Below are 13,660 nucleotides of genomic sequence, written 5' to 3'. Positions count from 1 at the left end.
CGTCCTCGCGACGGCAGCTTTCAGAGTTCTCGACCTAGAGTGTGGTCGAGGGAATAGCGTCCTGCTCCGCGAAACAGGATGTACAGCGACAGAAACGCCATCAACACCGGGTATTCGATGCCACGGTCGATCCAGGGCCAGGTCGGTCCGAGAATACTGGCGATCGTCAGCATCTGGATACCCATCATCGCCGCCAGCAGGCGCGTGCCCAGTCCCAGAACCAGCAGCAGTCCGCCGACACCTTCCAGCAGCGCCACCAGCAGGCCAATCAGGCCCGGCATAGGCAGGTGCAGGACGTTCTGGATCAGGTTGATCGACGCAGCCATCGGATCGGCCATCGAACCGTGCGACTGGCCCAGCAGTTTGGGCAAGCCGTGGGTCACCATGATCACACCGTACGTGGCGCGTAACAGGGCGTAGGAAACGGGTTCACCGAGGCGATAAAACGGCGCAAGGGCCGGAATAAGCAAGGGCGTGTTCGGGCGCATGGAAACTCCGGGGCACGGGTCATCAATGATCGTTCCCACGCAGAGCATAGGAACGATCGGTGTCAGGGCAGGCGTTAGCGCAGCGTCGGCTTCAGCAGGTCTTCCAGACCGATGCGACGGAACATCTCGGCGCGTACCCGATCGGCCATGGCGTTGACGATTTCAGCGCCGTCTTCAGACGGATCGATATGCCGGCGGAACGGACGGGTGCCGAAGGGCATGCCGACGATCTCGACGATGGCCTTGGCCACTTCGCCCACATCGGCATCGGCGGGCTCCAGCGCTGCCAGTCCTTTGAGTGCCTGATCCGCCACACCGGCGTAAGGACCTTCGTTGTATTCGGCGACGCGGGCCTGATCGGCGGGCGAGCCGGAGTGCACGAAGTGGTTGGTGCCCTTGGTGAAGGCACCCGGCACGATAATCGAGGTCTCCACGCCCCAGCGCGCCAACTCACTGGCGTAGGACACCGCCAGCGAATCCATCGCTGCCTTGGCCGCAAAGTACGGCGCCAGATATGGCGGAGTGCCGCCGCGTGCACTGCTGGAGGACACCCACAACACCAGGCCCTGGCCCTGCTTGCGCAGTTGCGGCAGTGCTGCGCGGTTGACCCGCTGAGTACTCAGCACGTTGATGTCGTAGAGCTGGGCGAACTGCTCGGGAGTAAAGGCCTCGGCGGGTCCGAACGACATATGTCCGGCGTTGTGAATGATCACGTCCAGCCGACCGCAGTCCTCGACAATTTTCGCGACGCCGGCCTCGACCGATTCGCTCGACGCGACGTCCAGTTCGACGCTGCGCAGGTCGACCTGATGCTCGTCGGCGTAGCGCTGCACTTCAGTCACCTGTGGCGCGTTGCGGCCCAGGGTTTCACGCATGCTGGCGTAGACGGTGTGGCCAGCGTCGGCCAGCGCGCGGGCCGTCAGTGCACCAAAACCGCTGGAAGCACCGGTAATCAGAATGACGGATTTCATGGCATTGATCTCTGCACAGTAAGGGTGGTTTCAGGCGCGACGGGGAAGACGTTGTTGCGCGACGTGGGACAACCATCCCGCGAAAGAACCGATGGCGCCGGCGCCGCCCAGTTCAACGAAGCTTTCCAGGGAGGGTTCCAGGTGCGAGGCGAAGAAGGCGATCAGGCCGAGAAAGTAAGCGACGACGTTGTTCATCGTCCGGGTAGCCCGCAGCGACACCACGACCATTGCCACGACAAACACCACGACCGGCAGGGCCAATAGGCCGAGCGTGGGCGCCAGCGCGCCGATGCTCAGCGCCGCGCCCATGCCGAAGGCGATGCCCATCAGCACACAGCCGAGGTTCACCAGGCCGTCGCGCAAGGTCAGGCCACGGCTGAAGAACGCGACCCAACCGACGAACATCGCCCAGACCGGCAGGGTCAGCAACAGGCTGGAACCGGCTGCCAGTGCGGCGGTGGCAGCAGCCACCGCGGTGAACAGCGTAAACATCAGTTTCGATTGCCCAGTGTGGGCGGTGTTGGCTGGATGACTCATGATTCTCTTCTCCTTGACCCGGATGAGGCCGCTCAGACGAGGCCGCCGTTGACCCGCAGGATTTGCCCGTTGACCCACGCCGAGTCCGGCCCGACCAGGAAGGACACGACGCGGGAAATGTCTTCTGGCTGAGCCAGGCGTTCCAGTGGAGGCATTTTGGCGAAGGTCTGAATTTGCTCTTCGCTCTTGCCATGCAGGAACAGATCGGTCGCCACCGGCCCTGGGGCGACGGCGTTGACGGTGATGTTGCGACCGCGCATCTCCTTGGCGAACACCTGAGTCAGGGACTCCACCGCCGCTTTGCTGGCGATGTACACCGCGTAGCCCGGCAGGTTCATGCCGACGGTGCTGCTGGAGAAGTTGACGATTCGGCCGCCGTTGTTCAGACGCGTCGCCGCTTCACGCAGGGTGTTGAAGGTGCCGCGAGCGTGGATGTTGAAGTTCTGGTCGAACAGTTCGTCCGTGTGTTGCGCCAGTGGCATCACTTTGAGGATGCCGGCGTTGTTGATCAGCACATCGACCTTGCCCAGTTGCGTTTCGGTTTCGTCGAACATCCGGCGCACGTCGTCGGCATTGGCTACATCCGCTTTGATCGCTATGGCTTGATGGCCAGCCTGACGCAATTCCACAACCAGCCTGGACGCTTCAGTGGCGCTGCTGGCGTAGTTGATGGCGACGGCGAAACCTTCGCTGGCCAGTTGCTTGGCAATCACGGCGCCGATGCCGCGGGAGGCGCCGGTCACGATGGCAACTTTGGTAGTTTGAGTAGTCATGGCGGTGGTTCCTTTGAAGTTGTTTGCTGGGAGTGAAGCCAGATTCACATGTTTACTCAGGCCGATAAATGCACGAGAGTTGCCTTGACTGTTCAATAATCGCCAACAATAGAAGCCAGGAGCGCAAAATGGATCAGGTCAAAGCGATGAAGGTTTTCGTGCGCATCTACGAGCGCAGCAGCTTCACCCTGGCGGCCGATGACCTGAACTTGCCGCGGGCGACGCTGACCCACACGCTGAATCAGTTCGAAGCCTGGCTGGGCACGCGTTTGCTGGAGCGCAGTACGCGTAAGGTCCGTCCGACGCTGGATGGCGAGGCGTACTACCTGCGATGCGTGCAGTTGCTGGCGGAGCTGGAAGAAGCCGAACTGGCCTTTCGCGGCGTGGCGCCGAAGGGGCGTTTGCGGGTGGATGTGCACGGCACCCTGGCCAAGCACTTCGTGATTCCGGCGTTGCCGCAGTTCATGGCGCGCTATCCGGATATCGAATTGTCCATCAGCGAGGCGGACCGCTTTGTCGACTTGATCGCTGAAGGCGTCGACTGCGTACTGCGCGCCGGCACCCTCGGCGATTCGGCACTGATCGGAAAACGTGTCGCCAACCTGCGCCAGATCACCTGCGCCAGCCCCGCCTACTTGCGTAAGTATGGCGAGCCGAAAACCCTCGAAGACCTGAAAAAACACCGAGCGGTGAACTACGTCTCGCGCACTACCGCCAAGTTGTTTCCGTTCGAATTCGTGGTCGATGGCGAGCTGAAGGAAGTCGCCATCGATGGCGCGATATCGGTGTTCGGCGCGGAGGTTTATGCCGCGTCGGCCATTGCCGGACTGGGCTTGATCCAGTGTCCGCATTACCGGATGGAAGCGCTGATTGCTCAGGGAGTGGTGCAGGAAATCCTCATCGACACACCGCCGCCGCCGATGCCGGTATCCGTGCTGTATCCCCATAACCGACACATGTCGCCACGGGTTCGGGTGTTTGTGGATTGGTTGGGGGAGGTGTTTGCGGGGGCTGTTTGAAGTCGGGGCGAAGATCAAAAGATCGCAGCCTTCGGCAGCTCCTACTGGGGAATGCGGTCGGCGTAGGAGCTGCCGAAGGCTGCGATCCTGGCGATGGTTTTACCGCCGAAAATGAAATCTGTGAAACGTTTCAGCATTTTCTCGAGTCCGGGGTTTATCGGCGTTTGTCTGGGCGTATGCTGGGCAACTTGCGAAGCAGTCGATACCAACTTCAAGACCGACAAGAGAGGATTCGATGACCTACACCGCTGCCGAAAACCGCTATGACTCCATCCCTTACCGCCGCGTGGGCCGCAGCGGTCTGGTGCTGCCGGCGCTGTCCCTGGGCCTGTGGCACAACTTCGGCGACAGCACGCCGATCGACACCCAGCGGGCCTTGTTGCGCACGGCGTTCGACCTGGGCATCAACCACTTCGACCTGGCCAATAACTACGGCCCGCCGTACGGCAGTGCCGAGATCAACTTCGGCCGTTTGCTGCGTGAAGACTTCAAGCAGTATCGCGACGAACTGATCATCTCCAGCAAGGCCGGTTGGGACATGTGGGCCGGCCCGTACGGCCAGGGCGGTGGTTCGCGCAAATACGTGCTCGCCAGCCTCGACCAGAGCCTGCAGCGTTTGGGCCTGGACTACGTGGACATCTTCTACTCCCACCGCTTCGACCCGGACACCCCGCTGGAAGAAACCGCCAGCGCACTGGCCACTGCTGTGCAGCAGGGCAAGGCACTGTATATCGGGATCTCGTCTTATTCCGGGGTGAAAACCCGTGAAATGGCCGCGTTGCTGAAAGAGTGGAAAGTCCCGCTGCTGATTCACCAGCCGGCTTACAACCTGCTCAATCGCTGGGTGGAAAAAGACCTGCTGGACACCACCGACGAACTTGGTACGGGCGTGATTGCCTTCACTCCGCTGGCTCAGGGATTGCTGACCGACAAATACCTCAATGGTGTGCCGGCGGATGCGCGGGTCAATCGTCCGGGCGGTGGTTCGCTGCAAGCGGCTCATTTGTCTGAAGCCAATATTGCTCACGTGCGTGCGCTCAATGAGATCGCCAAGCGTCGTGGTCAGAGCCTGGCGCAACTGGCGCTGGCCTGGACGCTGCGCGATCCGCGCGTGACCTCGGCGCTGATCGGTGCGAGCCGGCCGGAGCAGATTATCGAGAACGTCGGGGCGTTGAAGAATCTGAGTTTCAGTGCAGAAGAGTTGGCGGAGATTGACCGGTTTGCCCAAGAGGGCGGGATCAATCTTTGGGAGAAGCCTTCGACGGCTGAGTAAGCATTCGGCGCCGGATTCTTTGGCGCCTGGTACATCGTAATCGCGGGCAAGCCCGCTCCCACAGTGGACCCGGGTTGACCAGAATTCTGCGGCCAACCGATAACTCTGTGGGAGCGGGCTTGCCCGCGATGGGGCCATCAAAGTCAGTAAAAAAGCTGGCTGTCTACCGGAAAAACGGCACATCCCCCAACACCGTCGCCCGCTGCATCACCCGCCGCGCGGGCCGGTAATCATCCACTGCGTAATGCTGGGTCACTCGGTTATCCCAAAACGCGATGTCGTCTTTCTGCCAGCGCCAGCGAATGGTGAACTCCGGACGAGTCGCATGGGCAAACAGAAACTTCAAAATCGTCTCGCTTTCGGTTTCCGACAGCTCATTGATCTTCGACGTGAAGCCCTCATTGACGAACAACGACCGACGCCCGCTCACCGGGTGCGTACGAATCACCGGGTGCGACAGTGGGGGATTTTTCCTGCGTGCTTCTTCCCACTGGGCCAGCGCTTCCGGCGTGTTGCCATAGCGCTCCAGAGGAAATGAGCGGGTGAAGTCGTGAGTCGCCGTCAGCCCTTCGAGCAAGGTTTTCATCGGCGCGGACAGCGCTTCATACGCCGCAATGCCGCTGGCCCACAGCGTGTCGCCGCCAAACTCCGGCAGCAACTTGGCGCTGAGCACCGCGCCCATCGCCGGGGTGGGCAGGAAGGTTACGTCGGTGTGCCAAATGGCGTTATCACGCACGTCAGTGACGGCGGTGTCGAGGATCAGCACCTCGGGCTGTTCCGGCACATTCGGGTAGATCGGGTGAATGTGCAGGTCGCCGAAGTTGCTGGCGAAACGCGCCTGCTGCTGTGGCGTGATCGGCTGGTCGCGGAAGAACAGCACCTGATGCTTGAACAATGCCTGTTCGATGGTGTCGCGCTGTTCCGGGTTCAGCGGCTGGCTGATGTCGACGCCGCTGATTTGCGCGCCGAGGGCTGAGCTTAGGGGGACGATGGTCAGGTGGCTCATGGTCTTACTCTTCAATCCGGGGGCGCCGACTGTGGGAGCGAGCCTGCTCGCGAAAGCAGTATGTCAGGCAACATCGCGGTGACTGACGCACCGCTTTCGCGAGCAGGCTCGCTCCCACCTTAGTATTTAGTGCGCCTGGCCATGCCACGGCACCAGTTTGCGTTGCAAGGCGCGCAGGCCCATTTCCATGGCGAAGGCGATCAGCGCGATTACCAGAATTCCCAGCACCACCACATCGGTGACCAGGAACTGTGCGGCCGATTGCACCATGAACCCCAAACCGCTAGTGGCGGCGATCAATTCGGCGGCGACCAGCGTCGACCAACCCACGCCCAGACCAATACGCACACCGGTCAAAATGTCCGGCAAGGCACTTGGCAGAATCACATGGCGAATCAACTGTGCCCGGGTTGCGCCCAACGACTGCGCCGCACGCAATTTGGCCGGGTCGACGGTGCGCACGCCGGTGGCGGTCGCGATGGCGATGGGGGCGAAGATCGCCAGGTAAATCAGCAAGACTTTCGACAGCTCGCCGATGCCGCACCAGATCACGATCAGCGGCAGATAGGCTAATGGTGGGATCGGGCGGTAGAACTCGATCAGAGGATCGAGAATGCCGCGAGCAATACGGTTGTGGCCGATGGCGATACCGACCGGCACGGCGGTCAGCACCGCGAAGCCCAGGCCCAGACCGATACGGCTGAGACTCGCGCCCAAATGCTGCCACAGGGTCGAATCCATATAACCGGTGGTCACCAGCAGCCAGCCTTTTTGCAGCACTGCAGACGGTGGTGGCAGGAACAGCGGCTCGATCATTCCAGTGGCGGTGACGGCCCACCAAATGACCACGAGCGCGACCAGCGTCAGCACGCTGATCCAGCGAGTATTGAGACTGCGGCGTACCGGAATCACCGTCGACCCCGGTTTCACCGTCACGGCCGGAATTTCATAGCTGCTCATGCGCGCTCCTGCCGCTGGGCGGTGCTGCGTTGGGAGAACACTTTGGCGAGTACGTGTTCGCGGGTTTCGATAAAGCGCGGGTCGGACTTGATCGACCGCGCCGACTCACCGGCGGCGTAACGCTGACCGAAATCCAGGCTCAGGCGTTCGACGATTTGCCCGGGGTTCGGCGCCAGCAGAATCAGGTCCGTGGCGAGGAACACGGCCTCTTCAATATCGTGGGTAATCAGAAATACCGGTTTGGCGGTGCGCTGCCAGACTTGCAGCAGCAGTTCCTGCATCTGTTCGCGGGTGAAGGCATCGAGAGCGCCGAAGGGTTCGTCCATCAGCAGCACGCGAGGGTCGGCGGCGAGTGCGCGAGCGAGGCCGACACGTTGCTTCTGGCCACCGGAAAGCTGCCAGATCCGGCGGCTTTCAAAACCGGAAAGGTCCACCAGCGCGAGCATTTCCCGGGCGCGGATTTCGCGTTTGTCTCGGGAAACGCCCGCCAGTTCCAGGCCGAAACCGACGTTGGCCAACACATCCTGCCAAGGCAGCAGGGCGTCATCCTGGAACACCACGCCGCGTTCGGCGCTCGGGCCTTTGACCGGCACACCGTCAAGGGTGATGCGCCCGGCGCTGGGCTCGACGAACCCGGCAATCAGGTTTAACAGCGAAGTCTTGCCACTGCCGGACGGGCCGAGGGCGACCAGCAGTTGCTGGGGCCCCAGGCTCAGGGAAATATCCGTCAGTACCGGTTCGGCGGCGCCGGGGTACTGTGCGCTGATGCGCTCCAGCTGTAGCAAAGCCATCGCGGTTAACTCCCGATCAGTTGGTGATGTACTTGGCGCTGACGTACGGCGCGTAGTCCGGCAGCACAGCCTCGACCTTGCCTTGTTCCTTGAGGAACACAGCGGTGTCGGTGATGGCTTTGGTGGTCGGCGCGCCGAGGGTGATCACTTGATCAGCCGCCAGCGGGAAGACGTTGCCTTGCAGCAGCAACGGAATGTCGCTGGCCTTGGCGCCGGAGAGTTTCACCAGTTTGTCGACGTTGCTTTGGTTGGCGAGCCAGGCTTTCGGATCCTTGCGGTAGTCGGCGTAGGCATCCAGGGTCACTTTGGCGAATGCGGTGACGATTTCCGGGTGCTTCTCGGCGAAATCCTTACGCACGATCCAGGCATCGAAGGTCGGCGCGCCGAACTTGGCCAGTTCGCCGGAAGTGATCAGCACTTTGCCGTTTTCCTTGGCGACACCGAGCGCTGGGTCCCAGACGTAAGTGGCGTCGATGTCACCGCGTTTCCACGCAGCGATGATCGCGGGTGGCGCGAGGTTGAGTACGGTGACTTTCGACGGGTCGATATTCCAGTGCTTCAGCGCAGCCAGCAGGCTGTAGTGGCCGGTGGAAACGAATGGCACGGCGATTTTCTTGCCGATCAGGTCTTGCGGCGTCTTGATCCCGGAACCGTCGCGGGCAACCAAGGCTTCGGCGGCGCCGATCTGCGTGGCGATGAGGAAGGTTTCTACCGGGACTTTACGGGTGATCGCAGCCGTCAGGGGGCTGGAACCAAGGTAGCCGATCTGTACGTCGCCGGAAGCGATGGCGGCAATGATGTCGGCACCGTTGTCGAATTTGCGCCAGTCGATTTTGGCGTTGGTGGCTTTTTCGTACGCGCCGTCGGCCTGGGCGACTTTCGCCGGGTCAACGGTGGTCTGGTAAGCGACCGTGACGTCAGCCGCCTGGGCAAAGAAACTCGCCGCAGCCAGGGACGCGGCCGCCAGGAGGCGAAGGGGAAAATGCAGTTTCATGGGGAAGCTCCTTGTCAGGCGACCGAGAGTCGGCGTGAAAAGGAGACTAAATGATATAAGAATCAGAAAATAAATAACTTTTTCGAATGAGCTTATTAGCGGAAAATTCTAAAGGATCAAAAGATCGCAGCCTTCGGCAGCTCCTACAAAGGTAGCGTGCGAATTCGAAAATGCGTGGTACGGGCAAAAAAAATCGCAGCTCGGCACCATCCCGTAGGAGCTGCCGAAGGCTGCGATCTTTTGACAGGCGCCGCTTAGTTACTAATCGCCAGAATGCTCGCCTGATACGACCCGACAAACACATCGAAATCGCCGACTTCGTTCTGCTCCAGCTCCACTTGTTCAGCCAATGACGAACGCGCGCGCTCTTCAAACTTCGCTTGGTCTTCGCTGGAAAGCGGTTCGCTGCGGAAATATTCCGCATGCGCCTGGCTCTGACGCAGGGAGAATTGAGCAAAGCTCTCCTTGTGCTCAGCCATCGCCGCCAGCACCTGGGCCGAGGGCGTCAGGGACGGGTCCTTGACCTTGGCCAACTGCGCATCCAGCGCCTTGCTGTGGGCATCGCCGCCATGGCTCTGATCGAGCAATGCCGCGAGTGGTGCGATCTTCTCCAGCAACTCGCCAGCCCACTCTTTCAGGTCCACCGGCTGGCCGTCCCGTTGCAGTTGCAGGCCCGGACGACGACCTTCCTTGACCACGCTGAGGAAGTTCGAGGTTGCATTGCCGCAGGTGCTATCGGCCAGCAGCGGGCTGTCGTTCAGTGCGCAATACAGCAGGAATGCGTCGAGGAACCGCGACTCTGGCAGGTCGATGCCCATCGGCAGGAACGGGTTGATGTCCAGGCAGCGCACTTCGACGTACTGAATGCCACGGGCCACCAGCGCCTGGATCGGCCGTTCGCCGGTGTAGGTCACGCGTTTGGGGCGGATGTTGGAGTAGTACTCGTTTTCGATCTGCAGGATGTTGGTGTTGAGCTGGACCCACTCACCGTCCTTGTGCGTGCCGATTTCAACGTACGGCGCATACGGCGTGGCCACCGCTTTGCGCAGGCTGTCGGTGTAGCTGGCCAGATCGTTGTAGCACGGCGTCAGACCGGCCTGGGCGTTGCTCTGGTAACCGAGGTCGCTCATGCGCAGGCTGGTGGCGTAAGGCAGGTACAGGGTGTCCGGGTCCAGTTGTTCCAACTGGTGCGAACGACCGCGCAGGAAACCGGCGTCCAGCGCTGGCGAGGCACCGAACAGGTACATCAACAGCCAGCTGTAGCGGCGGAAGTTGCGGATCAGCGCGATGTAGGCCGACGACTGATAGTCGCGGTCGGTGCCGACGAAACCCTCTGCCTCTTTAAGCTGCGGCCAGAGTTTTTCCGGCAGGGAAAAGTTGTAGTGAATCCCGGCAATGCACTGCATGGTCTTGCCATAACGCAGGGCCAGGCCCTTGCGGTAGACGTACTTGAGCTGACCGATGTTGGAGGTGCCGTAATAGGCGATCGGGATGTCTTCCTCGGCCGGCAACGGGCACGGCATCGATGGACTCCACAGGTACTCGTTGCCGAGCTTGCTGTAGGCAAAACGATGAATCTTGTCCAGGCTCGCCAGGGTGTCTGCCGGGTCGGGCAGGGCAGGCGTGATGAACTCCAGCAACGACTCGGAATAGTCGGTGGTGATTTGTTCGTTGGTCAGCGCGGAACCCAATTCTTCCGGGTGCGGCGTTTGCGCCAGGCGACCTTCGCCGGTCACGCGCAGGCATTCACGTTCGATGCCGTGAAGACACTGTTCGAGCAGAGAGAGGTTAGCGCGCTCGCCGAGCAGAGCCAGGCGGCGGTTGAGAAGTTCGCTCAAGTTGGATTCCTTCACGCGTCAGTCGCCCCAATATGGGGGTGGGCAAGACGGTCTACAAGGGTGAAGTTAAAACTGGCGTTTTCGCCTGGTTTTCGGACTGCACAGGCCTGCTGTAAGTCATTCAGGGATTATTCGCCACAGGCGCTCCCACAGAAAACATCGACGCTGCGGTCACAGCGCCGAAATTAACTCAAATTGATGACTGCTAGCTACAGGACAGCGAACGTGCCTTGTGCTTTTGCGACGAGTTTGTCGCCTTGCATCACGTCGGCTTCGACCACCAGCGTGCGGCGACCCGGGTGGATCACCCGCGCCGTGCACATCACTTCACCGTCTGAAACAGCGCGGATGTAGTTGATCTTGCACTCGATGGTCGCGCTCTGCTGGTCAAAGCCGTGGGCGCTGGAACAGGCCAGCCCCATAGCAATGTCCACCAGGCTGAACAAGGCTCCGCCGTGCAGCTTGCCGCCGCGATTGCGCAACTCTGGCTCAAGCGCCAGGGTGACTTGCGCCACCCCGGTTTCCAGGCTGTGCAAGCGGCAGCCCAGCAGCCTGAAAAACGCGCTTTCGGTCAGCCCGGCAGGAATGTCCATCAGCGTTTCTTCAACTGCTTGGCGTTGGCGAACAACGAAGCCATGGCGTTGTTGGCCGGGGCCGCCGCCGTGGTTTCCTTGCGCGGTGCGGTGTTCTGGGATTGGCGCGGTGCCGATCCCGGACGTGCACCACGAGCACCGTCGATTTTCTCGCCCGGCGTGTCGCTCATGCGCATCGACAGGCCCACGCGCTTGCGCGGGATGTCGACTTCCATGACCTTCACTTTCACCACGTCACCGGCCTTCACCGCTTCGCGTGGATCCTTGATGAATTTCTCCGAAAGCGCAGAAATATGCACCAAACCGTCCTGATGCACGCCGATGTCGACGAACGCGCCGAAGTTGGTCACGTTGGTGACGACACCTTCGAGGATCATGCCCAGTTGCAGGTCCTTGAGGTCTTCGACGCCTTCCTGGAACTCGGCGGTCTTGAACTCGGGACGCGGGTCGCGACCGGGTTTTTCCAGCTCTTGCAGGATGTCGGTGACCGTTGGCAGACCGAAGGTTTCGTCGGTGTACTTCTTCGGATCGAGGCGCTTGAGGAAGCTGGCGTCGCCGATCAGCGAGCGGATGTCGCGGTCCGTCTCAGCGGCGATGCGCTGCACCAGCGGATAGGCTTCCGGGTGAACCGCGGATGAATCCAGCGGGTTGTCGCCGTTCATCACGCGCAGGAAACCGGCGGCTTGTTCGAAGGTTTTTTCACCCAGACGCGCGACTTTCTTCAACGCAGCGCGGGTCTTGAACGCGCCGTGTTCGTCACGATGGCTGACGATGTTCTGCGCCAGGGTCGCGTTCAGGCCGGAGATCCGGGCCAGCAGCGCCACGGAGGCGGTGTTCACGTCCACGCCCACGGCGTTTACGCAATCCTCGACCACCGCGTCCAGACCGCGTGCCAGTTTCAGCTGCGACACGTCGTGCTGGTACTGGCCGACACCGATGGACTTCGGATCGATCTTCACCAGCTCGGCCAGTGGATCCTGCAAACGGCGGGCGATGGACACCGCGCCACGGATCGACACATCGAGGTCCGGGAATTCCTTGGAAGCCAGTTCCGACGCCGAGTAAACCGATGCGCCGGCCTCGGAGACCATGACTTTGGTCATTTTCATCGCCGGGTATTTTTTGATCAGCTCAGCGGCCAGTTTGTCGGTTTCGCGGCTGGCGGTGCCGTTGCCGATGGCGATCAGGTCGACCGAATGCTTGGCGCACAGGGCGGCGAGAATCGCGATGGTCTGGTCCCATTTGTTGTGCGGCACGTGCGGGTAAACCGTGGCGTGATCCAGCAGCTTGCCGGTGGAATCGACCACGGCAACCTTGCAACCGGTGCGCAGGCCCGGGTCGAGGCCCAGGGTGGCGCGCGGGCCGGCCGGGGCCGACAGCAGCAAGTCGTGCAGGTTGTGGGCGAACACGTTGATCGCTTCGGTTTCCGCGCCGTCGCGCAATTCGCCCAGCAGGTCGGTTTCGAGGTGGGTGTAGAGCTTGACCTTCCAGGTCCAGCGCACCACTTCGCCCAGCCATTTGTCGGCGGCGCGGTTCTGGTTCTGGATGCCGAACTGCTGACCGATCATGCCTTCGCACGGGTGCATGGTGCCTGGCAGTTCGTCGCCAACTTTCAGCGCCGAACTCAAAATGCCTTCGTTGCGGCCGCGGAAAATCGCCAGCGCGCGGTGCGATGGCATGCTTTTCAGTGGTTCGTCGTGTTCGAAGTAGTCGCGGAACTTGGCGCCTTCCTCTTCTTTGCCGGCGATCACGCGGGCACTGAGGGTGGCTTCCTGCTTGAGGTAGCTGCGCAGCTTGTCCAGCAGGCCGGCGTCTTCGGCGAAGCGCTCCATCAGGATGTATTTGGCGCCTTCGAGGGCCGCCTTCACATCGGCCACGCCTTTTTCGGCATCGATGAAGCGTGCGGCTTCGGTGTCTGGCGTGAGGGTCGGGTCGTTGAACAGGCCGTCCGCCAGCTCGCCGAGGCCGGCTTCCAGGGCGATCTGGCCCTTGGTGCGGCGCTTCTGCTTGTACGGCAGGTACAAGTCTTCGAGACGGGTCTTGGTGTCGGCGAGCTTGATGTCGCGTTCAAGTTGCGGGGTCAGCTTGCCTTGCTCCTGGATGCTGGCAAGGATGCTGATACGCCGTTCGTCGAGTTCTCGCAGGTAGCGCAGACGCTCTTCCAGATGACGCAACTGGATGTCATCGAGGCTGCCGGTCACTTCTTTCCGGTAACGGGCGATGAAGGGAACGGTAGAGCCTTCATCGAGTAGCGCGACGGCCGCTTCGACCTGTTGAGGGCGCACGCCCAGTTCCTCGGCGATGCGGCTGTTGATGCTGTCCATAAAACCACCTGACAAATTGTGAAAGCAGGCTCGCGGGCGCAGGGATAAAGGCTCGGCGAGTCTGGTTGAGCGGCCTGGCCTGCGCCGCTACCT

13 protein-coding genes are annotated in these 13,660 nt (G+C 61.3%); 2 read left to right on the top strand and 11 right to left on the bottom strand.

What is annotated here, in order from left to right:
- Positions 1 to 20: 20 nt before the first annotated feature.
- From ACYZUD_RS22840 to ACYZUD_RS22825, 4 genes are all read right to left on the bottom strand, one after another.
- A complete protein-coding gene (locus ACYZUD_RS22840) occupies positions 21 to 488 on the bottom strand; it encodes a DoxX family protein (protein ID WP_462020258.1) in 468 nt (155 codons plus the stop codon).
- Positions 489 to 562: 74 nt separating this feature from the next.
- Positions 563 to 1,459 carry an SDR family oxidoreductase gene (locus tag ACYZUD_RS22835; protein ID WP_462020257.1) on the bottom strand — a complete coding sequence of 299 codons (897 nt, stop codon included), beginning with the start codon at positions 1,457 to 1,459 and terminating at the stop codon, positions 563 to 565.
- A 30-nt stretch (positions 1,460 to 1,489) separates the two neighbouring features.
- Positions 1,490 to 1,996, bottom strand: coding sequence for a DUF1097 domain-containing protein (locus ACYZUD_RS22830; RefSeq protein ID WP_462020256.1), 507 nt, complete (start codon positions 1,994 to 1,996; stop codon positions 1,490 to 1,492).
- Between the two features lie 32 nt (positions 1,997 to 2,028).
- On the bottom strand, positions 2,029 to 2,769 hold the full coding sequence (locus ACYZUD_RS22825; RefSeq protein ID WP_462020255.1) for an SDR family oxidoreductase: 741 nt from the start codon (positions 2,767 to 2,769) through the stop codon (positions 2,029 to 2,031).
- 128 nt (positions 2,770 to 2,897) lie between these two features.
- Between ACYZUD_RS22825 and ACYZUD_RS22820 the strand changes: the two genes are divergently transcribed.
- Together ACYZUD_RS22820 and mgrA are read left to right on the top strand one after the other, a co-directional pair.
- Positions 2,898 to 3,788: a LysR family transcriptional regulator gene (locus ACYZUD_RS22820; protein ID WP_462020254.1), complete on the top strand. Its 891-nt coding sequence runs from the start codon at positions 2,898 to 2,900 to the stop codon at positions 3,786 to 3,788.
- Between the two features lie 235 nt (positions 3,789 to 4,023).
- Positions 4,024 to 5,061 carry an L-glyceraldehyde 3-phosphate reductase gene (gene mgrA / locus ACYZUD_RS22815; protein WP_462020253.1) on the top strand — a complete coding sequence of 346 codons (1,038 nt, stop codon included), beginning with the start codon at positions 4,024 to 4,026 and terminating at the stop codon, positions 5,059 to 5,061.
- Between the two features lie 163 nt (positions 5,062 to 5,224).
- Here the strand turns inward: mgrA and tauD are convergent, their stop codons facing one another.
- The 7 genes from tauD to ACYZUD_RS22780 all read right to left on the bottom strand — a co-directional run bounded on the left by tauD (position 5,225) and on the right by ACYZUD_RS22780 (position 13,567).
- Complete coding sequence (tauD, locus tag ACYZUD_RS22810; RefSeq protein WP_462020252.1) at positions 5,225 to 6,067, bottom strand: taurine dioxygenase; 843 nt, start codon at positions 6,065 to 6,067, stop codon at positions 5,225 to 5,227.
- Positions 6,068 to 6,193: 126 nt separating this feature from the next.
- Positions 6,194 to 7,027, bottom strand: a complete 834-nt coding sequence (tauC, locus tag ACYZUD_RS22805) for a taurine ABC transporter permease TauC (RefSeq protein WP_462020251.1) — start codon at positions 7,025 to 7,027, stop codon at positions 6,194 to 6,196.
- Positions 7,024 to 7,818 carry a taurine ABC transporter ATP-binding subunit gene (gene tauB / locus ACYZUD_RS22800; protein WP_462020250.1) on the bottom strand — a complete coding sequence of 265 codons (795 nt, stop codon included), beginning with the start codon at positions 7,816 to 7,818 and terminating at the stop codon, positions 7,024 to 7,026. Before tauB ends, tauC begins: the two co-directional genes overlap by 4 nt.
- 16 nt (positions 7,819 to 7,834) lie before the next feature.
- The gene (gene tauA / locus ACYZUD_RS22795) at positions 7,835 to 8,812 is read right to left on the bottom strand and encodes a taurine ABC transporter substrate-binding protein (RefSeq protein WP_462020249.1); all 978 of its coding nucleotides are present in this window, start codon (positions 8,810 to 8,812) and stop codon (positions 7,835 to 7,837) included.
- A 254-nt stretch (positions 8,813 to 9,066) separates the two neighbouring features.
- The gene (gene gshA / locus ACYZUD_RS22790; RefSeq protein WP_462020248.1) at positions 9,067 to 10,650 is read right to left on the bottom strand and encodes a glutamate--cysteine ligase; all 1,584 of its coding nucleotides are present in this window, start codon (positions 10,648 to 10,650) and stop codon (positions 9,067 to 9,069) included.
- Positions 10,651 to 10,859: 209 nt separating this feature from the next.
- Positions 10,860 to 11,243, bottom strand: coding sequence for a PaaI family thioesterase (locus ACYZUD_RS22785; protein WP_462020247.1), 384 nt, complete (start codon positions 11,241 to 11,243; stop codon positions 10,860 to 10,862).
- Positions 11,243 to 13,567 (bottom strand): Tex family protein, encoded by a 2,325-nt coding sequence (locus ACYZUD_RS22780; protein WP_462020246.1) that lies wholly within the window; start codon positions 13,565 to 13,567, stop codon positions 11,243 to 11,245. The genes ACYZUD_RS22785 and ACYZUD_RS22780 overlap by 1 nt, the downstream gene beginning before the upstream one ends.
- Positions 13,568 to 13,660 lie beyond the last annotated feature (93 nt).

Source organism: Pseudomonas sp. XS1P51, assembly GCF_054897845.1.
This window is presented reverse-complemented; position numbering and strand designations above follow the sequence as displayed.

What these genes read in the sequence shown, in the direction of transcription:
- ACYZUD_RS22840 (WP_462020258.1), bottom strand. Translation starts at nt 488, where the DNA reads ATGCGCCCGAACACGCCCTTGCTTATTCCGGCCCTTGCGCCGTTTTAT.
- ACYZUD_RS22835 (WP_462020257.1), bottom strand. Translation starts at nt 1,459, where the DNA reads ATGAAATCCGTCATTCTGATTACCGGTGCTTCCAGCGGTTTTGGTGCA.
- ACYZUD_RS22830 (WP_462020256.1), bottom strand. Translation starts at nt 1,996, where the DNA reads ATGAGTCATCCAGCCAACACCGCCCACACTGGGCAATCGAAACTGATG.
- ACYZUD_RS22825 (WP_462020255.1), bottom strand. Translation starts at nt 2,769, where the DNA reads ATGACTACTCAAACTACCAAAGTTGCCATCGTGACCGGCGCCTCCCGC.
- ACYZUD_RS22820 (WP_462020254.1), top strand. Translation starts at nt 2,898, where the DNA reads ATGGATCAGGTCAAAGCGATGAAGGTTTTCGTGCGCATCTACGAGCGC.
- mgrA (WP_462020253.1), top strand. Translation starts at nt 4,024, where the DNA reads ATGACCTACACCGCTGCCGAAAACCGCTATGACTCCATCCCTTACCGC.
- tauD (WP_462020252.1), bottom strand. Translation starts at nt 6,067, where the DNA reads ATGAGCCACCTGACCATCGTCCCCCTAAGCTCAGCCCTCGGCGCGCAA.
- tauC (WP_462020251.1), bottom strand. Translation starts at nt 7,027, where the DNA reads ATGAGCAGCTATGAAATTCCGGCCGTGACGGTGAAACCGGGGTCGACG.
- tauB (WP_462020250.1), bottom strand. Translation starts at nt 7,818, where the DNA reads ATGGCTTTGCTACAGCTGGAGCGCATCAGCGCACAGTACCCCGGCGCC.
- tauA (WP_462020249.1), bottom strand. Translation starts at nt 8,812, where the DNA reads ATGAAACTGCATTTTCCCCTTCGCCTCCTGGCGGCCGCGTCCCTGGCT.
- ACYZUD_RS22785 (WP_462020247.1), bottom strand. Translation starts at nt 11,243, where the DNA reads ATGGACATTCCTGCCGGGCTGACCGAAAGCGCGTTTTTCAGGCTGCTG.
- ACYZUD_RS22780 (WP_462020246.1), bottom strand. Translation starts at nt 13,567, where the DNA reads ATGGACAGCATCAACAGCCGCATCGCCGAGGAACTGGGCGTGCGCCCT.